Source organism: Paenibacillus sp. A3M_27_13 (genome assembly GCF_024213315.1).
In the GTDB taxonomy this organism is placed as follows: Bacteria; Bacillota; Bacilli; order Paenibacillales; family Paenibacillaceae; genus Paenibacillus; species Paenibacillus polymyxa_B.
Window position 1 is genome coordinate 1,114,140 of record NZ_JANAVE010000002.1, and the last position, 21,176, is coordinate 1,135,315.

20 protein-coding genes are annotated in these 21,176 nt (G+C 46.0%); all 20 read left to right on the plus strand.

What is annotated here, in order from left to right:
• The first annotated feature begins 182 nt into the window (after positions 1–182).
• The 20 genes from rimP to NLX82_RS11770 all read left to right on the plus strand — a co-directional run bounded on the left by rimP (position 183) and on the right by NLX82_RS11770 (position 21,116).
• On the plus strand, positions 183–644 hold the full coding sequence (gene rimP, locus NLX82_RS11675) for a ribosome maturation factor RimP (protein ID WP_023988216.1): 462 nt from the start codon (positions 183–185) through the stop codon (positions 642–644).
• Positions 645–745: 101 nt separating this feature from the next.
• A complete protein-coding gene (gene nusA, locus NLX82_RS11680) occupies positions 746–1,843 on the plus strand; it encodes a transcription termination factor NusA (RefSeq protein WP_013309927.1) in 1,098 nt (365 codons plus the stop codon).
• Positions 1,844–1,866: 23 nt separating this feature from the next.
• Positions 1,867–2,175, plus strand: a complete 309-nt coding sequence (gene rnpM, locus NLX82_RS11685) for an RNase P modulator RnpM (protein ID WP_007430067.1) — start codon at positions 1,867–1,869, stop codon at positions 2,173–2,175.
• Positions 2,168–2,491 (plus strand): L7Ae/L30e/S12e/Gadd45 family ribosomal protein, encoded by a 324-nt coding sequence (locus NLX82_RS11690; RefSeq protein WP_013309928.1) that lies wholly within the window; start codon positions 2,168–2,170, stop codon positions 2,489–2,491. The genes rnpM and NLX82_RS11690 overlap by 8 nt, the downstream gene beginning before the upstream one ends.
• Positions 2,484–5,039 (plus strand): translation initiation factor IF-2, encoded by a 2,556-nt coding sequence (gene infB, locus NLX82_RS11695; protein WP_023988217.1) that lies wholly within the window; start codon positions 2,484–2,486, stop codon positions 5,037–5,039. Before NLX82_RS11690 ends, infB begins: the two co-directional genes overlap by 8 nt.
• Before the next feature lie 20 nt (positions 5,040–5,059).
• The gene (rbfA, locus tag NLX82_RS11700) at positions 5,060–5,410 is read left to right on the plus strand and encodes a 30S ribosome-binding factor RbfA (RefSeq protein ID WP_010346342.1); all 351 of its coding nucleotides are present in this window, start codon (positions 5,060–5,062) and stop codon (positions 5,408–5,410) included.
• 51 nt (positions 5,411–5,461) lie between these two features.
• The gene (locus NLX82_RS11705; protein ID WP_023988218.1) at positions 5,462–6,439 is read left to right on the plus strand and encodes a DHH family phosphoesterase; all 978 of its coding nucleotides are present in this window, start codon (positions 5,462–5,464) and stop codon (positions 6,437–6,439) included.
• Entirely contained in the window at positions 6,436–7,371 is a 936-nt protein-coding gene (gene truB, locus NLX82_RS11710; protein WP_023988219.1) for a tRNA pseudouridine(55) synthase TruB, read from the plus strand. Before NLX82_RS11705 ends, truB begins: the two co-directional genes overlap by 4 nt.
• 58 nt (positions 7,372–7,429) lie before the next feature.
• On the plus strand, positions 7,430–8,368 hold the full coding sequence (locus tag NLX82_RS11715) for a bifunctional riboflavin kinase/FAD synthetase (protein WP_023988220.1): 939 nt from the start codon (positions 7,430–7,432) through the stop codon (positions 8,366–8,368).
• 132 nt (positions 8,369–8,500) lie between these two features.
• Positions 8,501–8,770: a 30S ribosomal protein S15 gene (gene rpsO / locus NLX82_RS11720; RefSeq protein WP_007430074.1), complete on the plus strand. Its 270-nt coding sequence runs from the start codon at positions 8,501–8,503 to the stop codon at positions 8,768–8,770.
• 214 nt (positions 8,771–8,984) lie between these two features.
• A complete protein-coding gene (gene pnp / locus NLX82_RS11725) occupies positions 8,985–11,087 on the plus strand; it encodes a polyribonucleotide nucleotidyltransferase (RefSeq protein ID WP_023988221.1) in 2,103 nt (700 codons plus the stop codon).
• A gap of 230 nt (positions 11,088–11,317) precedes the next feature.
• Positions 11,318–12,322: a polysaccharide deacetylase family protein gene (locus NLX82_RS11730; RefSeq protein ID WP_254348130.1), complete on the plus strand. Its 1,005-nt coding sequence runs from the start codon at positions 11,318–11,320 to the stop codon at positions 12,320–12,322.
• 66 nt (positions 12,323–12,388) lie between these two features.
• A complete protein-coding gene (locus NLX82_RS11735; protein WP_023988223.1) occupies positions 12,389–13,654 on the plus strand; it encodes a M16 family metallopeptidase in 1,266 nt (421 codons plus the stop codon).
• Positions 13,632–14,078 (plus strand): dUTP diphosphatase, encoded by a 447-nt coding sequence (gene dut / locus NLX82_RS11740; protein WP_013309936.1) that lies wholly within the window; start codon positions 13,632–13,634, stop codon positions 14,076–14,078. Before NLX82_RS11735 ends, dut begins: the two co-directional genes overlap by 23 nt.
• 184 nt (positions 14,079–14,262) lie before the next feature.
• Positions 14,263–15,162: a dipicolinate synthase subunit DpsA gene (gene dpsA / locus NLX82_RS11745; protein WP_028542709.1), complete on the plus strand. Its 900-nt coding sequence runs from the start codon at positions 14,263–14,265 to the stop codon at positions 15,160–15,162.
• A complete protein-coding gene (locus NLX82_RS11750; protein ID WP_023988226.1) occupies positions 15,159–15,752 on the plus strand; it encodes a dipicolinate synthase subunit B in 594 nt (197 codons plus the stop codon). Before dpsA ends, NLX82_RS11750 begins: the two co-directional genes overlap by 4 nt.
• A gap of 134 nt (positions 15,753–15,886) precedes the next feature.
• Positions 15,887–16,924 carry an aspartate-semialdehyde dehydrogenase gene (locus NLX82_RS11755; RefSeq protein ID WP_013309939.1) on the plus strand — a complete coding sequence of 346 codons (1,038 nt, stop codon included), beginning with the start codon at positions 15,887–15,889 and terminating at the stop codon, positions 16,922–16,924.
• 23 nt (positions 16,925–16,947) lie between these two features.
• Entirely contained in the window at positions 16,948–18,165 is a 1,218-nt protein-coding gene (dapG, locus tag NLX82_RS11760; protein ID WP_076156870.1) for an aspartate kinase, read from the plus strand.
• A gap of 39 nt (positions 18,166–18,204) precedes the next feature.
• Positions 18,205–19,086, plus strand: a complete 882-nt coding sequence (dapA, locus tag NLX82_RS11765) for a 4-hydroxy-tetrahydrodipicolinate synthase (protein WP_028542708.1) — start codon at positions 18,205–18,207, stop codon at positions 19,084–19,086.
• 350 nt (positions 19,087–19,436) lie between these two features.
• Entirely contained in the window at positions 19,437–21,116 is a 1,680-nt protein-coding gene (locus tag NLX82_RS11770; protein WP_013309942.1) for a ribonuclease J, read from the plus strand.
• Positions 21,117–21,176 lie beyond the last annotated feature (60 nt).

The window sequence follows — 21,176 nt, forward strand, 5'->3', positions numbered from 1 at the left end:
AGTTACAACGTGAAAAGGTTATTTTTGGGCACGAAACCGGTACGCCGGTTTATTTGCAGTGAGCCCGAAATGAACATTACATCAAATGAAAATGAAAATGCCGGTGATGGAGAAGCATTGTCCATGGTAATAGGGCGTCTTTTTTTCACCACAGGAAAGTTCACTTTTGGAGGTTATAATCTTTGAGCACACCAAAGATCAAATCAGTAGTAGAAGAAATGGCCCAACCTTACCTCGATGAGCATGGTTTTGAACTGGTCGATGTCGAGTATGTCAAAGAGGGCAGCAATTGGTTTCTTCGCGTTTTTGTGGACAAAGACGGAGGAATTGATCTGGACGACTGCAGTATGATCAGTGAATATCTGGGTCAAAAGTTGGATGAAAATGACCCTGTTTCTACAGCATATTTTCTGGAAGTGTCTTCACCAGGCGCCGAAAGACCGCTAAAAAAAGCGGAGGACGTTACTAAAGCGGTAGGCAAAAACGTATTCGTTACTACATACGAGCCGATCAACGGCCTGAAGGAATTCGAAGGTCGTTTGCTTTCTTTTCAAGATGGGGAACTCACCGTTCAAAGCGGACAAAAGAAGCATGTTATACCTTATGACAAGGTAGCTGGTGCAAGGCTCGCGATCATATTTTAATTCAGATTTGACTGTTGCTGTTTGACATGTACTACATGTTTTTTTACCTCGTGTGCCGACCAGTACGCAGGTGCATCATTTGAAAGGGGGAGCAGTAATCCATGAGTATGGATTTTATTGAAGCAATGAACGAGTTGGAAAGAGAAAAGGGGATCAGCAAGGATGTGCTGTTTGAGGCCATTGAAGCAGCCTTGATTTCCAGTTACAAACGGAATTTCAACACCGCACAAAACGTGCGTGTTGATATGAACCGCAACTCGGGAGTCATTAAGGTATATGCCCGCAAGCTGATCGTTGAGGAGGTATTGGATCCTCGCACCGAGATTTCGTTGCCTGCAGCCCGTGAGATTAACCCGCATTTTCAGTTGGAAGATATCGCTGAAATTGAAGTCACACCACGTGATTTTGGACGGATTGCTGCACAAACTGCGAAGCAGGTCGTGACCCAGCGTATCCGCGAAGCGGAACGGGGACTGATCTACAACAAGTTTGTGGACAAGGAAGAAGATATTGTAACAGGAACTGTACAGCGCCAAGACCCACGTAATATTTATATTGATCTTGGTAAGGTGGAAGCGGTTCTCCCGTTAGGTGAATTGATGCCTAATGAGAAATTTAGCCATCTGGATCGAATTAAGGCTTATATCACCAAGGTAGAAAACACAACCAAAGGACCGCAAATTATGCTGTCCCGATCACATCCGGGTCTGCTTAAGCGTTTGTTCGAACTCGAAGTGCCTGAAATTTTTGATGGTGTTGTAGAGATTCGTTCCGTAGCGCGTGAAGCAGGCTTCCGTTCTAAAATCGCGGTTCATTCCCGTAACGCCGAGGTTGATCCGGTCGGCTCTTGTGTGGGTCCTAGAGGTACACGTGTACAGACCATTGTAAATGAGCTGCGTGGCGAAAAAATTGACATTGTACGTTATTCCGATAATGTTGATGAATACGTGGCTAATGCGCTGAGTCCATCCAAGGTGCTCGAAGTGCAAGTGTTTGAAGAAGAGAAAATGGCGCGTGTTATTGTTCCTGATTATCAGCTTTCTCTTGCTATTGGTATCAAAGGGCAAAATGCCCGTCTTGCTGCTAAGCTTACGGGCTGGAAAATTGATATTAAGAGTGAAACACAGGCGGAGGAAGAACTCGGCAGACCGAGAACATCCACCGATGAAATGCATCAGGATTCCGTTTCTGTAGATTAAGCGGAGTGTAGGGGGGTTAATGCATGAAACAGAGAAAGATACCTTTGCGCAAATGTGTGGCCTGTCATGAAATGATGCCAAAGAAGCAGTTGATCCGTGTCGTCAAAACCCCTGAAGACGAAGTGTTGATTGACTTGACTGGCAAAAAGTCGGGACGCGGCGCTTACTTGTGCGGCAAAGCCGCCTGCTTCAAGCTGGCTCAAAAGAGCAAGGCACTGGATCGAGCATTGAAGCACTCGGTTCATCCTGATATTTATGAGCAGCTAAGTCGTGATTTTGCTGCCGTCGAGGAAGAATTCCTGGCGGCACAAGGCAGCGTGCAGGATGAATAAGGCGCTGTCTGGATTGGGTCTTGCCATGAGAGCTGGCAAGCTGCTAACAGGTGATGAGATCGTTTATAAAGCGATCAGGTCTTCAGAAGCCAAGCTGGTCATTCTTGCGAAAGATGCTTCAATGAATACTCAAAAGAAATTCCGCGACAAATGCGGGACGTACAAAATCCCCTTATTGATAGGATTTGACCGGGAAAGCTTGGGAAGCAGTATCGGCAAACCTGAACGGGTTGTGCTGGCTGTGACGGATCAAGGATTCGCGAAATTGATCAAGAAACATGCGGGGATAATGTCGGAGGTGGAGTATATTGAGTAAACAAGAAAGCAAAGACAAAGTGCGGGTATACGAATACGCCAAATCGTTGAACATGAGCAGCAAAGAAATTATCACCATTCTTAAACGGCTGGATATTCCCGTGAACAACCATATGAGCGTCATGGAACATGATGCCGTAGGTAAAGTGGAAAGTTTTTTTAAGAATATTAAATCCAATGCTGCGGCCAAGCAAGGCGGGGCAGGTACGGCGCAAGTAAGCTCGAATCAGGCCGGTTCAAGCCAGAATAGTAATCATTCAACTGAGCAAACCAAAAATCAACAGGAAAAGCAGGTAAGTATGAATAGGACAAACAACAACCAAAACAGTAACCGAAGTAGCGCTCCAAAAGCGCAAAGCAGTCAGCAGGGCGGTCAAAACCGCAGTCAACAAAGTACTAGCAGACCCACTGGTCAGCAAAGTACGCAGAACCGCAGTAATGGTCAACAACAGGGAGGACAACAGCGTCCTAGTGGCAACACAGGTTCGCGTCCTCAAGGTAACCAAAGCACTAACTCACGCCCTCAGGGAAGTAGTCAGGGTGGTACGGCTGTAAGAACATCATCCTCCACAGGTAGCAACAATGCGAACCGTAGTGGTGGCAACCGTACAGGTAGTAACTCCAGCAACGGTGGTAACCGTTCCGGTCAAGGACGTTTTGACGATAACCGTCAAGGCGGCGGACGCGGTGGTAACGGTGGTCGTGGAGGCAATAATCGCGGCGGCAGCAATCGTGGCGGGAAATTTAACAATCGTGGTAAAGGTCAACAACAGGAGCGTCGCGAGAAAATCGACAACACGCCTAAGAAAATTATTGTGCGTGGTGAGATGACCGTAGGCGAAACAGCCAAGCTTCTTCATAAGGATGCGTCAGAAGTCATCAAAAAGCTGATTGTGCTCGGAACAATGGCGACCATCAATCAGGAACTGGATATGGATACCATCCTCTTGCTTGCCGGAGACTTTGGTGTCGAGGTAGAAGTGAAAATTCCTGTCGAAGAAGATCGTTTTGAAACCGTGGAAGAAAATGATGATCCTGCGGATCTCAAAACACGTCCACCGGTTGTAACGATTATGGGTCACGTCGATCATGGTAAAACAACTTTGCTGGATGCCATTCGCTCGACTAATGTAACCGGTGGCGAAGCTGGCGGTATTACACAGCATATTGGTGCATACCAAGTTGAAATTAACAGCAAAAAAATCACTTTCCTGGATACACCGGGTCACGAAGCCTTTACTGCTATGCGTGCACGTGGTGCCCAAGTGACAGATATGACGATTATCGTGGTTGCAGCTGACGACGGTGTTATGCCACAGACGGTCGAAGCTATTAACCATGCGAAGGCGGCAGGTCTGCCCATTATCGTAGCTGTGAACAAGATCGACAAACCGGATGCCAACCCGGATAAAGTGAAGCAAGAACTCACTGAATATGAATTGGTACCTGAAGAGTGGGGCGGCGATACAATTTTCGTCAACGTTTCCGCGAAACAAAGAATGGGTCTGGAAGACCTGCTCGAGATGATTCTGCTCGTAGCTGAAGTGAATGAGTACAAAGCGAACCCGAACAAACGGGCACGTGGTACCATCATCGAGGCAGAACTGGATAAAGGTCGCGGTTCTGTAGCCCGTATCCTCGTTCAGAACGGTACACTGAAAGTCGGCGATGCTTTCGTAGCGGGTAACTGCTTCGGACGTGTGCGTGCCATGGTCAACGATAAAGGTCGTCGTCTTAAGGAAGCAGGTCCTTCCACTCCAGTTGAAATTACTGGTTTGACAGAAGTTCCACTTGCTGGCGATCCATTCATGGTGTTTGAGGATGAGCGCAAAGCTCGTGCTATTGCTGATAGACGTGCGATCACGCAACGCCAATCTGATCTGGGCAGTAATACCCGTGTAACACTGGATGACCTGTTCCAACACATCAAGGATGGCGAAATGAAAGATCTGAACGTCATTATTAAAGGTGACGTACAAGGTTCCGTCGAAGCGTTGAAAGGTTCCTTGAACAAGATTGAAGTCGAAGGTGTGCGCGTTAAAATTCTTCACAGTGGTGCAGGAGCAATCACCGAATCCGATATTATTTTGGCAGCAGCTTCCAATGCTATTGTCATTGGTTTTAATGTTCGTCCGGATAACCAGGCGAAATCTACAGCGGAAGCTGAAAAAGTGGATATTCGTCTACACCGTGTCATTTACAATGTCATTGAAGAAATAGAGCAAGCCATGAAGGGCATGTTGGATCCTGAATATAAAGAAAATGTGATTGGGCATGCTGAAGTACGTAACGTATTCAAAGTTACTAAAGTCGGTACGATCGCTGGTTGTATGGTGACATCCGGTAAAATTACCCGTTCAGCAGAAGCACGCCTGATTCGTGATGGCATCGTCATTTTTGAAGGTAAAATCGACTCACTGAAACGCTTTAAGGACGACGCAAAAGAAGTTGCCCAAGGTTACGAATGCGGTATTACCCTTGATGGCTATAATGATGTTAAGGAACTCGACATTATTGAAGCGTTCGTCATGGAAACAGTGGAGCGCTAACGGCAGAGAGGTGAGCATCCATGGCTAAAATACGTACAGGTCGGGTTGGCGAGCAGATCAAGAAGGAGCTAAGCCAACTCATACAAACTGAATTAAAAGACCCCCGCATCGGTTTTATCACGGTAACGGGTGTCGATCTTACAAATGATTTGTCCCAAGCGAAAATATACTTGAGCGTGCTCGGGGATGAAGAACAAAAAAATTCTTCCCTGAAGGCATTGGACAAAGCGAACGGTTATCTTCGTTCTGAACTCGGCAAACGGATACGGCTGCGCCATATTCCTGAGTTGATTTTCAAAATTGACGAATCTATTGCTTACGGTAGTCGAATTGAAAAACTGCTGAGTGATATCGACAAGGATGAAAAATAAAACTTTTAGTTTGTCTGAAGGAACCATGAACTGAATGTAAAGGAGAAGGCAATGCATACCTATGAACAGGCGCTTCAACAAGCGAAGGAATTTATTCTGGAGCATGATGATTACCTGATCGTATCGCATGTACAGCCGGACGGAGACGCAGTCAGCTCCACCGTAACGGTGGGCTGGCTTCTCTCATGTCTGGGGAAGAAATTTACCATGCTAAATGAGGGACCTATTCCCAAGCGTATGGATTTTTTATGGCATGCCGATGAGATTATGGATATGAGCCAGCAACCGCCAGAACGGAAATACAACCGGATCATTTGTGTAGATTGTGCGGATTACCGTCGTGTTGGTTTGACAGAGCAGTTTTTTACGGAAGATGCCATTATCCTGAATATTGATCATCATCCAACGAATGATGCGTATGGTACAGTTAATGTGATTAAATCGGATGCTGCGGCAACAGCAGAAATTCTTTTTGACCTACTGAAAGAGTTCGCAGTAACTTGGGATGTCGAAATAGCTACGGCTTTATATACAGGGTTGCTAACGGATACAGGAGGTTTCCGTTACTCCAACACTTCACCGAAAGTGATGTCTACTGTGTCACAGCTACTTGCTTACGGTGTAGATGGTCCATCTTTATCCGAGAAATTGCTCGAGGAGATGACTTTTCCACAAATGAAGGTGCTGACAAAAGCATTGCAGACGCTCACGATGTCGGAGGATGGAAAAGTTGCTTGGGTCGTAGTATCACCTGACGACATGACGGAATGTGGCGCTGTAAATGAGGACTTGGAAGGCATTGTGAATTATCCAAGAAATATTCGTGGAGTTGAGGTAGGCATTTTCTTTAAGGTTATTAATGATCAAGCGGTCAAGGCCAGCTTGAGGTCGGCAGGAAATGTTGATGTAGCTGCGCTGGCTCAATCATTTGGGGGCGGTGGACATGTACGTGCAGCTGGCTGCCGTCTAGAGGGTAAGCTGGGAGATATCATTGAGACAGTTGTAGGGCGGGTGAAGTCTGAGCTATGAACCCGATAAAGAAGGAACAGGCAACTTGGGAAGGCGTTCTACCTGTCTATAAACCTGCTGGATTTACCTCTCATGATGTGGTGGCCAAGGCTCGCCGTTTATTAGGTATGAAGCGAATCGGACACACTGGAACGCTTGATCCGCAAGTAACCGGTGTTTTGCCCTTGTGTCTGGGACGTGCCACCCGTGTGGTGGAATACATGCAAGAGCGGCCCAAGGAATATCGGGCTACACTGCGATTAGGAATTGCTACGGATACCGAAGACCTGACTGGGAAAATCACGGAAGAGAGTGAATGTCCAGTAGAGGTGACGGAAGTGGAAGTCAAAGCGGTTTTGAAACGTTTTGTTGGTACGATTTCCCAAGTGCCTCCAATGTTCTCCGCGCTAAAAGTGGATGGCAAACGTCTATATGAACTGGCTCGAGAAGGCAAAACCGTGGAACGCAAAAGTCGTGAAGTGAGCATTTACGAGTTGGAAATGACGGGATTCGCGGAGACGGGGGCGTATGTGGATATTTCTTTTCGTGCCTTATGCTCCAAAGGTACTTATATCCGTACACTATGTGTTGATATTGGCCGTGAATTAGGATATCCTTCAACGATGGTTAAGCTGGAGCGAACCATGTCTGCGGGAATTCCTGCGGAACGTTGTCTGACTTTCGAAGAGATAGAGCGTTTCGTAGCGGATGGTAGTCTTGGAGAGCGACTTATTACAACGGATCAGGCGATTGACTATATGCCTGAGCATATAGTGGCTGAAGCCAAGGTAACTGCGGCTCTGCAAGGCCAACGTCTGTCGCTGAATATGATTTCACCACCTGTGACGGACAACCAGCCCTTCCGTTTGTATAAAGAGGATAAAACGTTTTTAGGCATATATGGTCGGGATGAATCAGACGCGATCGCTCCCATTAAAGTTTTTTTACCTTGAATTGTGCTATAATTTTGACGAAGTTAGTCAAATGATGTGAAATGCAGGTGAATTAATAATGATTACCGTATCGTTATCTTATCCATTGAGTGATGAGCTTTTGCAGCAATGGGGACGTCCACAGGTCACGGCGATCGGTCAGTTTGATGGTCTTCATCTGGGACACGCAAGCGTGATACGTAAGGCCGTTGCGCTGGCTCGTGAACAGCAAGTGCCGGTATCTGTCATGACATTTCATCCTCACCCAAAGGAAGTCATGAAAAAAGGCGATTATGAAGGTTATTTAACACCGCTTGCGGACAAGCAGACTATTCTGGCTGATATGGGTGTGGACGTACTTTATATTTTGAGTTTTAACGAAGAATTTTCTAAGGTCAGCCCTGAGGCGTTTATAAGCGATGTGCTGCTTCCGTTGCAAATTCGAACAGCGGTAGTAGGCTTTGATTTTCGGTTTGGCCACCGGGGAGCCGGGCATGAGGATACCCTCCGTAAGCTGGGAGGAGAGCTGATGTCTGTACACACCGTATCACCGTTCGAACTGGATGGGGACAAGGTGAGCAGTTCTGGCATTCGCCGTGCTTTACAGAACGGGGATATAGCACATGCCTCTCGCTGGTTGGGACGTCCTTATCGTATCCAAGGTACTGTAATGGATGGAGAGAAGCGCGGACGTACGATCGGTTTTCCGACCGCTAATCTCAAACTGGATGATACCTACGTGATTCCGATCAAGGGTGTATACGCTGTACGGGCGCTTGTAGGCGATCGTTGGATAAATGGTGTAATGAATGTAGGGGTTAAGCCTACTTTTCATGAAGGTGTGCTGAATCCGTCGTTTGAGGTACACCTATTTGATTTTAATCAGCAAATTTATGGGAATTCTGTGCTTGTGGAGCTTCACCATTACATCCGCCCTGAACGCAAATTCTCTTCGGTGGATGAGCTGATCAGCCAAATTGGCAATGACGCACAAACGGCTAAAAAGCTGTTAGGCTAATTTATTTACATAAGACAGGCGCTGTGTTATACTGACTTATGTTGTGTAAACAACGATGAACCTTAGCTTGGTTGTCCGCTTTCACCGGCGGCTACGAGGCTAATGGCGATTATAATGAAGGAGGTGAACAGGATGGCATTGACTCAAGAGCGTAAACAGCAATTGATCGAGGAGTACAAAACTCATGAATCCGATACAGGATCACCAGAGGTACAAATCGCTATCCTTACTGAAAACATCGTCAACTTGCAAAGTCACTTTCGTTCGCACAAGAAAGACCATCACTCCCGCCGCGGGTTGTTGAAAATGGTCGGTCAGCGTCGTAAACTTTTGGCTTACCTGAAGAAGACTGATGTTAAACGTTACAGTGCGTTGATCGAGCGTCTCGGACTGCGTCGTTAATTTTCAGACATGTAATGAGAAAAGAAGCCTGGTTGTTCACCGCTTGTCCCTGCTAAGGCGACGGCGGACAGCAGCCGGGTTCTTTTTTGAAATGAGGAATCTTTTTTTGAATTACATATCCTGATTTGTCTGCTAGCTTCTTATGAATAAGCCCTGCGCAGGAAATACTGGATATGTATAGAACTTTTACAATGAAATGAAATGGAGGGATACCATGGAGCAACGCGTAGAAATGCAGCTCGGCGGAAGAAAGCTGGTGCTGGAAACAGGACGTCTTGCGAAACAAGCCAATGCGGCAGTTAAAGTGAGCTACGGAGAAACAGTTGTGCTTTGTACCGTGACCGCTTCCCGTGAACCGAAAGATTTGGACTTTTTTCCCCTGACCGTAAACTATGAGGAAAGATTGTATGCTGTAGGGAAAATTCCTGGCGGATTTATTAAACGTGAAGGACGTCCGAGTCAAAAAGCGATTTTGTCGAGCCGTTTGACAGACCGTCCAATTCGTCCATTGTTCCCGGAAGGTTTCCGGAATGATGTACAGGTGTTGAACCTGGTTATGAGTGTCGATCAGGATTGCGAACCTGAAATTGCAGCAATGATCGGAACCTCGGCAGCACTTAGCATTTCGGATGTACCTTTTAATGGGCCAATCGGTGGAGTCGCTGTAGGACGTGTAGACGGGCAATTTGTGATTAACCCGGATATTGCACAGCAGAATGCAAGCGATCTGTACCTGGTTGTAGCCGGAACGAAAGATGCCATCATGATGGTAGAAGCCGAGGGCAATGAGATTCCAGAGGAAGTTATGCTGGAAGCTATTATGTTCGGTCATGATGAGATTAAGAACATTGTGGCAGTCATTGAACAATTGGTGCAAGTAGCAGGTAAAGAGAAAATGCAGGTTAAACTGCATGCTGTTGATGAAAAAGTGAACAGTGAAGTACGTGCTTATGCAGCTGAACGTTTAATGGAAGCTGTTAAAATTGCAGAAAAACACGCCCGTCAAGAGGCGATTGATGCAGTCAACGAAGAGACAGTTGCTCATTTTGAATCACAATACATAGAGACACCTGAGCTTTTGAGCGACGTGAGCGAAGTTCTCTATGATATCGTCAAGGAAGAAGTACGTCGTCTGATCACGCATGATAAAGTGCGTCCTGATGGTCGTAAGCTTGACGAAATTCGTCCGATTGAAAGCGACACTAGCATTTTGCCGCGTACTCATGGTTCGGGCTTATTTACACGCGGTCAAACGCAAGCACTTAGCATTTGTACACTTGGTGCATTGGGTGATGTACAAATTTTGGACGGTATTGATCTGGAAGAAACAAAACGCTTCATGCATCATTACAATTTCCCGCCATTCAGCGTAGGTGAGGCTCGTCCTTTGCGTGCGCCAGGCCGTCGTGAAATCGGACATGGTGCTCTTGGTGAACGTGCACTTTCCAAAGTAATTCCTTCCGAAACTGAATTTCCATACACCATCCGTTTGGTTTCCGAGGTACTGGAATCAAATGGTTCGACTTCACAAGCTAGTATTTGTGCAAGTACACTGGCTATGATGGATGCAGGTGTACCGATTAAAGCTCCGGTTGCAGGTGTAGCGATGGGATTGATCAAGGATGGAGACCATGTTTCCGTATTGACTGATATCCAAGGGATGGAAGACCACCTGGGCGATATGGACTTTAAAGTTGCTGGTACTGCGGAAGGCGTAACTGCCATTCAAATGGATATTAAAATTAACGGTATTGACCGCCAGATTTTACAGGATGCGCTCAAGCAAGCTAAAGAAGGACGCTTGTTCATTCTTAGCAAAATGATGGAAGCGATCCAGAAGCCACGTGAGCAGTTGTCTCAGTATGCTCCAAAAATTATGACGATGCACATTAACCCGGACAAAATCCGTGATGTTATTGGAGCTGGTGGTAAAATCATCAACAAAATCATCGAAGAAACCGGCGTGAAAATCGATATTGAACAAGATGGTCGTGTGTTCATCGCTTCCACAAATCAAGAGATGAATGAAAAAGCACGTTCCATTATTGAGGGTATCGTAAAGGAAGTCGTGGTCGGTGAGATTTACATCGGTACAGTAAAACGGATTGAGAAATTCGGTGCATTTGTTGAAATTTTACCGGGCAAAGATGGTCTGGTTCATATTTCTCAACTGTCTACTGAACGTGTAGCCAAGGTTGAAGATGTAATTGCTATTGGGGATACAATTACGGTGAAAGTAACCGAAATTGATCAACAAGGTCGTGTCAATCTGTCCCGTAAGGCTGTTCTGACTGCAGAAGCACCTGCAAAATCCTAGGTACCTGCATGTTGCAGACTAGAAAGGCAGGAGTAGCTTTTCATATTAACAGTACAAGGGATTTGAATAGCATTGTTTAAGCTTTTGGAAAGAGGCAGAGCTACGTTTCTGGCTCTTTTTTCATACATATGCACAAGCTGTGCCAAAGTAGGCTTCTAGAGGCTACTGCGTCATAGTTCTTGTCCTCCCCGCATACAATGTGGACAAACGGGCGGGAGGATGAAGGAATCATGAGTAGGGCAAAAAGAGCAGTGTGGGTGGTAGCCAGTTTAGCCATCACACTGGTAATCGGACAGTTTAGCGGGGTTCGTGACTTCGCTAATCAATTACGCAATGGAGACGCTACAGGAGTTGGGGAGCCTAAAGCTGAAACAACGATGGCGATGGCGGCTTTACCCGATAATGCGCTTATGCAGCGACTAAGAACAGAGGCAGCCCGTCAGCGGCGGGAACCAGTTGATGCCAAGATCGACAGGGTATGGAAGGCTATTCCAGGCTACAACGGACTGGAGGTGGATTTGGAAGCTACCTATCGCAAAGCGATTGCATCTCCGGATCGACCCATTCAATATGTATATCGGCAATTGGCACCTAAAATACATTTAAATCAGCTTGGTAATGTTCCAATTTACAGGGGGAATCCCGAAAAGCCAATGGTATCCTTCATGATCAATGTAGCATGGGGGAATGAATTTATCCTGCCGATACTGAACACGCTGGATCAGGAAAAGGTCAAGGCCACATTTTTTCTTGATGGAAGTTGGCTGAAAAAAAATCCTGAACTCGCCAAGGAGATTCAAAAAAGAGGACATGAGCTTTCGAATCATGCTTACTCTCATCCGAATATGAGCCGTCTGAGTCGGGCCAGAGCCACACAAGAAATTGAAAAGACACAAGAGCTTCTTCAAGAAACTTTGGGCGTCAAAAATAACTGGTTTGCCCCTCCATCGGGCGATTTTAATCAGCAAACGGTGGATATAGCAGCAGAACGTGGGCTCAAAACAGTGTTGTGGACATTGGACACTGTAGATTGGAAACATCCGTCACCGGAATCGGTGATTAACAAAATCAGTAGTAAGGTTGAATCAGGCACACTGATATTAATGCACCCAACAGATTCCTCAGCGGCTGCTCTCAAAGGCATGATCCATGCCATTCGTAGTAAGGGACTTGTGCTCGGAACTGTCAGTCAGACACTTTCCCCTGATCGACAGCTACCTGCTCTGGTTGAGTGAACGTCTTTTTTCTGTTAGGATTGAACATTATGGCTAAGTATGCAATTCAGTTTAGGAGGGCCAATCGTGGAAAGAATTCAACTCAAAAACGGCCTAAGAGTGGTCATTGAAAAAATTCCAACCGTGCGTTCTGTTTCTTTCGGTATCTGGGTTAAAACCGGCTCCCGAAATGAAACGCCGGACAATAGCGGTATTTCTCATTTTATCGAACACATGCTTTTCAAAGGAACAGAGCGTTTTAACGCTAAGGAAATCGCTGAGCAATTCGATGCCATCGGAGGAAATGTTAATGCTTTCACTTCGAAGGAATATACATGCTATTATGCCAAGGTGTTGGATGAGCATCTACCGATCGCAGTTGATGTGCTGTCTGATATGTTTTTTAATTCCAAACTAGATCAGGAAGAATTGGCAAAAGAGAAGAATGTGATTTTGGAGGAAATCTCCATGTACGAGGATACACCGGATGATATGGTGCATGATCTTGTATCTCGCGCGGCCTATGGTGAACATCCACTGGCTTATCCGATTCTCGGAACCGAAGATCACCTGCTTGCTATGGATAGCTCACATCTCAGCCATTATATGAGGGAGCATTATACAATCGACAATACAGTTATCAGTGTGGCTGGTAATGTTGATGATCGCTTGGTAGAATTGTTGGAGCGACATTTTGGACATTTTGATAATCATGGAACCGTTTCGCCGCTGACAGTACCTGCGTTTAACGGTGAGCTGTTGTATCATGAGAAAGCAACGGAGCAAAATCATATTTGTTTATCCCTGCCTGGATTTGCAACGGGTGACGAACTCCAGTATGCTATGGTTTTGCTGAATAACGCGATCGGCGGCGGCATGAGTTCACGTTTGTTTCAAGAAATTCGGGAAAAGCGTGGACTGGCTTATTCGGTCTATTCCTATCATAGCTCCCATGCGGACAGTGGTATGTTCACGATCTATGCAGGTACGGCTCCTAAGCAAACAAAGGACGTGTTGGATTTGACGCTGGAGCTTTTACGAGATGTGGCTGTCAACGGTTTGGACGCTAATGAGCTTCGTAAAGGTAAGGAGCAATTAAAAGGAAGTTTGATTTTAAGCCTTGAAAGTACAGGTAGCCGGATGAATCGGCTTGGAAAAAATGAATTGATGCTTGGTCAGCATTATACGCTGGATCAAATGATCGAGCATATCGAGCAAGTGACGGCAAATGATGTGAATAAAGTGCTGGATCGGATGTTCTCGGAGCCGTTTGCCCTGTCGATGGTGGGAGCGAGTGATTCAGCGGTAAAGGATATGAGGAGGGACTATTTTGTTAACTTACGTGGAAATTAACAGACTCGCGGGCAATGAAGATATTGAGCTGCCCCGCAAAATGTCAGAGCTTGCATCAGGGTTTGACTTGTATGCAGCAGTACAGGAAAATCTGGTACTGGAACCCGGCAAACGTTGCCTCGTTCCAACTGGATTTGCAATAGCTATGCCAGCGGGATTGGAGGCACAAATCCGTCCGCGAAGTGGACTGGCTCTTAAGCATGGTATTACTTGTCTCAATACACCGGGAACGATTGATGCGGATTATCGTGGGGAGATTAAGGTACTTCTTATTAATTTGGGCGAGGAATCGTTTACGATTACGCGCAATGAGCGAATTGCACAAATGGTATTTCAGGTTGTACCTGAGGTAGAGCTGAAACAAGTAGACCAATTATCTGAAACAGTGCGTGGTGCTGGAGGCTTTGGCCATACAGGACGCTGAGGTTATGGTTGGTTTGCGATGTACGAATGTCTATTTTGTAAAATCTTCAAATTTCTTGCTTAAGAGTAAGCATGCAAATAAAGGTCGCCTCATAAAGGGGCGGCTTTTTTTTGTGTTTTTTCACCCCTCTCCGGGCACTCGCATAGACTAAAAGCATATCGTGTCTCGGAAAGGAGTGATCCGGATGCTAACAGGAATACGCGTCGTTGTTTTGGGTGGCGATGCGAGGCAGCTTGAGGTAATCCGCAAATGTGTGGACATGGATGCTACCGTCAGTGTGGTCGGTTTTGACAAGCTTGAAGTACCACTCAAAGGAGTGACACTAGAACCAATGTCTGTCAAGCTGCTGGAATCGTCAGACGCACTGATTTTGCCGGTGGTGGGATGCGATGAGGAAGGCAACGTAAATGCACTTTTTGGAGCACAGAAGCTCCAGTTTCTGAATGAGCATGCTGCTGCTCTTCCACCGCATTGTGTTGTATATACAGGGATGGCGCGGACGTACTTAAAAGAAATTTGTACCAGACATGAGTTAAAGCTGGTAGAGCTGCTGGAGAGAGATGATGTGGCCATATACAACTCTATACCTACGGCCGAAGGCGCACTGATGATGGCCATTCAGCATACCGATTTTACGATTCACGGTGCAGATTGTATGGTTCTAGGCATGGGACGGACTGGATTTACCATGGCAAGGGCACTACAGGGGTTGGGAGCCAGAGTGAAGGTTGGAGTACGGCGGGCAGAGGATGCAGCGAGAGCCGTGGAAATGGGTTGGAAGCCTTTTATGACAAGGGATTTAGCGCAAGAGACAAAGGGAGTTGACTTGATTTTTAATACGATACCCTCTATGATTATCACAGCGCAAATCCTGTCTAAATTGCCATTGAGCACCGTGATTATAGATCTTGCTTCCGCCCCGGGCGGATGTGATTTCCGTTATGCGGAAAAGCGTGGAATCAAGGCTATGCTTGCCCCTGGTCTTCCCGGTATTGTTGCTCCCAAAACTGCTGGTGCCATTATAGCGAATACGCTGGTGCAGTTGTTAATGGAAGATAATCCTGATCGGGGGGATGCACAATGAGTTGGCAAGGGAAAACAGTAGGTTATGCAATTACAGGCTCACATTGCACATTTGAAGAGGTAATGCCTGTTATACAGCGCTTTGTTGATGAGGGTGCGAAGGTCATTCCTATTATATCCAATACAGTACTAACAACGGATACTCGCTTTGGTACTTCGCAAAGTTGGCAAAAACAGTTGAAAGATATAACAGGGAATGATATCATTTCTACAATTGTGGAGGCTGAGCCACTGGGTCCCTCCCAAATACTCGATGTGCTGGTGATTGCACCTTTGACGGGGAATTCAATGAGTAAGTTAGCGAATGCGATGACAGACAGTCCGGTTTTGATGGCTGCCAAGGCGCAATTGCGCAACGGTCGTCCACTTCTTTTAGCCATATCTACTAATGATGGACTGGGTCTAAATGCTGCCAATATCGCCAAATTACTCGTAGCCAAAAATATCTTTTTTGTGCCGTTCGGACAGGACAATCCAGTTAAAAAGCCGAACTCGCTTGTAGCTAACATGGAGTTGATTCCCGAGGCTGCTTATGAAGCATTGCAAGGTAAACAGCTTCAGCCGATGATTGTGGAACGCAAGACCCCATGAAGTACTATAGTTAACTGCTGAGCATCCCTCGCCTAGAAGATGATTCGATATTGTATCGAGTCTAATTTCTTGTTGGCGGTGGATGCTTTCAGAATAAAAAATGGTTTTTTAGTCGAGAAGGGGAGATACACCAGATGAGCAATAGAAAGTTTAATGTAGCTGTCGTTGGAGCAACAGGCGCTGTAGGAGAACAGATCGTAAATCTGCTGGAAAAACGGGATTTTCCTGTGGACAAAATCAAATTTCTTTCTTCGCCTCGTTCTGCCGGCACGTTAATTAGCTTTAAAGGTCAGCAAATTCCAGTAGAGATTGCTACCCCCGACAGCTTTGAAGGAATCGACATTGCTTTGTTTAGTGCAGGTGGAGACGTAAGTAAGGAATTGGCGCCGCATGCTGTTCGTCATGGAGCGGTTTGCATTGACAACACCAATGCATTCCGAATGGATCCGACAGCTCCTCTTGTAGTGCCTGAGGTGAATAGCGACAAAATTGCCGAGCATCAAGGAATTATTGCGAACCCGAACTGCTCCACCATTCAGATGGTAGCTGCTTTGAAACCATTATATGATCAGTATGGCATTTCTCGTATCATAGTATCCACATACCAGGCCGTTTCCGGGGCTGGAAGCCGAGCTATTGATGAATTGAATCGTCAAAGCGCAGCGATTCTTAACGGTGATGAAGTTCAGCCTGATCTGTTGCCAGTAGGCTCGTTGCCAGTAAAGCATCAGATTGCTTTCAATGCTATCCCGCAAATCGATAAATTCCAGGACAATGGTTATACACTGGAAGAAATGAAAATGGTACGTGAAACGAAAAAAATACTGGGTGACGAATCTGTGGACGTAACAGCAACGTGTGTACGTATTCCTGTTGTATACGGTCACTCGGAATCTGTATATGTAGAACTTAAAAAAGATTATGATTTAGAAGAAATCCGCAATCTGCTGGCTTCGGCACCGGGAGTAACGCTAGTGGACGATCCTGCTGCTCAGCTTTATCCACTGGCATCCGAAGCTGCTGGAAAACCTGACGTATTTGTGGGGCGTGTACGCCGTGATTTGGGCAATAGCCGTGGATTGAATTTGTGGGTTGTATCAGATAATCTGCTCAAAGGAGCGGCATGGAACGCGGTGCAAATCGCGGAAATTATTGCTGCAAACGCGGAGTAACGTTCCGATATGGGGGAAGAATAATGGGTATTTTGGTGCAAAAATTTGGGGGAACCTCGCTGTCCACACCTGAAGCACGTCAACTTGTGCTGGCACATGTGAAGCGGGAGCTGGAGCAAAATCTTCAATTGGTTGTTGTTGTGTCGGCCATGGGGAGAAAAGGAGAGCCTTATGCCACCGACACGCTGCTGGATTGGGCGGCGTCTAACGGCGACAGTCTTCCGAAGCGCGAGCGGGATTTACTGCTGTGCTGTGGTGAAATCATTTCTGCTGCTACATTATGCAGCCTGATGGAGAAGGAAAGTATTCCTGCTACGGTGCTAACTGGGGCACAGGCGGGCTTTATTACGGATGATCAATACGGCAATGCTCGTATTTTGGATATAAAGCCAGACCGTGTTGTTGAAGAGTTGAACCAAGGCAGAGTTGTCATTGTGACAGGTTTTCAGGGACAAACAGCAGACGGTGATATGACCACCTTGGGTCGGGGCGGCAGCGATACGTCAGCTACTGCTCTGGGTGCTGCTCTACATGCGGATATGGTCGATATTTATACGGATGTGAATGGTATATTAACCGCCGATCCGCGCATTGTGGAAAATGCAAAGCCACTTACACATGTTAGCTATACGGAGATTTGCAATATGGCTCATCAGGGAGCAAAGGTTATCCATCCTCGTGCTGTTGAAATCGCCATGCAGGCTAATATCCCGGTCCGTGTTCGCTCTACCTTCTCCGAAGGAGAAGGTACGTTAGTTACCCACCCGGAAGGCTTTAAAGACGTGCAGGCAGACATCGTAGACCGTTTCGTGACCGGTATTGCGTATGTCGGCAATGTCACTCAGATTAATGTTGAATTAAAGCCGGGTTTGGAGCACTTGCAATTACAAGTATTCAAATCTATGGCTGAACATGGAATCAGCGTTGACTTTATTAACGTAACTCCATCGGGGGCAGTTTATACTGTGTTCGATCATGATGGAAGCAAAGCGGTTGAAGTATTGAACGGTTTGGGTCTAGAACCTAAGATACTGGCCGGGTGTGCTAAAGTTTCTGTCATAGGCGGTGGTATCAACGGGGTACCGGGCATTATGGCGACGATTGTGGAGGCATTGGCAGAATCAGACGTACAGATCCTTCAATCCGCAGATTCCAACACGACGATCTGGGTACTTGTTAAAAAAGAAGATATGGTGCAGGCTGTACGCGCATTGCATAATAAATTTGAACTCCATCAATAGGTGCATTGTCCGTGCTCGGACTTGCAAAAAGGAGGCAGCATGGTGAACTTCGGCAGATTGATTACCGCAATGGTGACACCTTTTGATCAGCAAGGAGAGATTGACTGGACTGCATTGTCCTCGTTGATTGATTACTTAATAGAAGAACAGCACTCAGAGTCACTTGTTGTATCTGGAACAACAGGGGAGTCTCCTACCCTGAGCGATGATGAAAAAATCAAGTTGTTTGCATTTGTTGTAGAAAAAGCAGCTGGACGATGTAAAATTATTGCCGGGACTGGAAGCAACAATACGCGTCACTCTATTCATCTAACCCGTGCCGCGGAGCAGGCAGGAGCAGATGGTGTTCTACTGGTAGTACCATATTATAATAAACCGAATCAGGAAGGGATGTATCAGCATTTCGAAAGTATTGCAAACTCCACATCCCTTCCAGCTATACTGTATAATGTTCCAAGCCGTACTGGAGCGAGTCTAACAGCTGAAACAACGCTGCGTCTTGCACAAATTCCGAACATTGTGGGAACCAAAGAATGTGCATCACTTGCGCAGGTCACACAGATTGCAGCGTCAGCGCCAGAAGGTTTTCTGGTTTATTCCGGGGATGATGCTTCTGGGTTGCCTGCTATGGCTGTAGGTGCTTATGGTATTATCAGCGTAGCGAGTCATGTGGTAGGTGCTGAAATGAAGCAGATGATCGATTCACTTGTAGGAGGACACTCGCAGGAGGCAGCCAAGTTGCATCAGCAGTTGTTCCCGATTTTCAAGGGTTTGTTTGGCTGTCCTCATCCTCTGCCTAATCCGGTGGCAGTAAAATATGCATTGGAATTACGGGGGATTAAGGTAGGTTCGGTTCGGTTGCCACTCATTCCTCCAACTGAGGATGAAGCGGAATTTATTAAGAAATTATTTACCCGCTAAAGAGAAATAGGAATGTAAGCTGTTAATTAATACTAAGGAGTATCCTTGTTAAGGGCAGTCGGTAGGTACAAAACCGATAGAGTTTATTGTCTGACAAGGTTCTCCAGCGTGAAGGGCGTTCTTATAGGACGTCCTTTTTGCTGTGCTTTCAACCATGTATGTAGATAAAATGACAGATACTAATGGTTTCAGACGGCAATGGGAAACCTAGCGTAACGAACAGGATGACTTGTTTTTTCTTATTTTAATCATGTATAATGGGGTCAAGTGACTGGGTGCGGTATTTTTTTGAAAATTAAATAAACAAATCAAGGTACGACGTCCAACTACCATAGGAGGTTTAGATTCATTTGTCTAAAAAAACAAACAACGATAAATTGATGATTTTCGCTTTGGGCGGCGTCGGTGAAATCGGGAAAAATATGTATGTCGTTCAATACGGCAATGACATTGTCGTGGTGGATTCCGGTCTGAAATTCCCGGAAGAGGACATGCTGGGCATTGATATCGTTATTCCTGATATTTCCTACCTTACAGAGAACCGCGACAAAGTAAGAGGCATTGTGCTGACTCATGGTCACGAGGACCATATCGGCGGTTTGCCTTACGTGTTGAAACATTTGAATGTACCAGTATATGGTACCAAATTGACGCTGGGATTGGTGGAAAACAAGCTGAAGGAAGCGAATCTGCTTGGTGAAACCAAACGTATTTTGATCAATGCTGATTCCGAAATCAAGCTGGGTTCCACACTAAAAGCAACTTTCTTCAGAACCAACCATAGTATTCCGGATTCTGTAGGTGTATGTATTGATACTCCTGAAGGCGCTGTTGTTCATACAGGTGACTTCAAATTTGACCATACTCCGGTGAACGGACAATATGCAGATTTGCAGCGTATGGCTGAAATTGGCACACGTGGTGTACTGGCTCTTTTGTCAGACAGTACAAATGCCGAGAAACCGGGCTTTACACCTTCGGAAAAGAGCGTTGGTATTGTCCTGGAAGACATTTTCCGCAAGTCGAGACAGCGTGTGGTCGTAGCCACTTTTGCTTCTAACGTACATCGTATTCAGCAGGTAATTAATGCTGCTGAAGCTACGGGACGTAAAGTAACAGTTATTGGTCGAAGCATGGTTAATGTCGTAGGTATTGCTTCGGACTTGGGCTATTTGGAAATTCCAGATGGAATGCTGATTGAGCCTGAAGAAGTTGGCAAAATGTCAGCGGATCGTGTAGTTATTCTCTGCACAGGCAGTCAGGGTGAACCGATGTCCGCTTTGACAAGAATGGCTCGTTCCACACATCGAAAGGTTGACATTCTTCCAGGGGATTCAGTCATCATCGCAGCTACTCCGGTACCGGGTAATGAAAAATACGTTGGACGCACAATTGATGAACTGTTCCGTCTGGGTGCCAATGTATATTACAGCGCAGCTAATCCAGGTATCCACGTTTCTGGACACGGAAGCCAGGAAGAACTCAAGCTGATGCTGAATCTGATGAAACCAAAGTTCTTCTTGCCAATTCATGGTGAGTTTAGAATGCAACGTCGTCACGCTCTTCTTGCTGAAGGCGTAGGTATAGAGCCTGAAAATATCTTCATCACGGATATCGGTGAAGTCATTGAAATTCAGAATGGCGGAGCACGCAGAGCTGGTAAAGTTACAGCAGGCAACGTACTGATCGATGGACTAGGCGTAGGGGATGTAGGAAATATCGTATTGCGCGACCGCAAATTGCTGTCACAGGATGGTATTTTGGTGGTGGTTGTCACGCTGAGCAAGCAAGACGGAACGATTAAATCAGGCCCAGATATCATTTCCCGCGGTTTCGTATATGTCCGTGAATCGGAAGGTCTACTGGATGAAGCAAATCGTATTGTCTCAAGTACACTGCATAAGCTCATGAGTGAAAATGTAAATGAATGGGCTTCCCTCAAGACAAATGTCAAGGATGCACTAGGTCGCTTCTTGTATGAGCAAACTCGTCGCAGACCGATGATCCTGCCAATTATAATGGAAGTGTGATTCAATTGAAATTTGTTCAAAAACCTGAATTAAAAACTTAAGTCACAGGCACACAGTCGC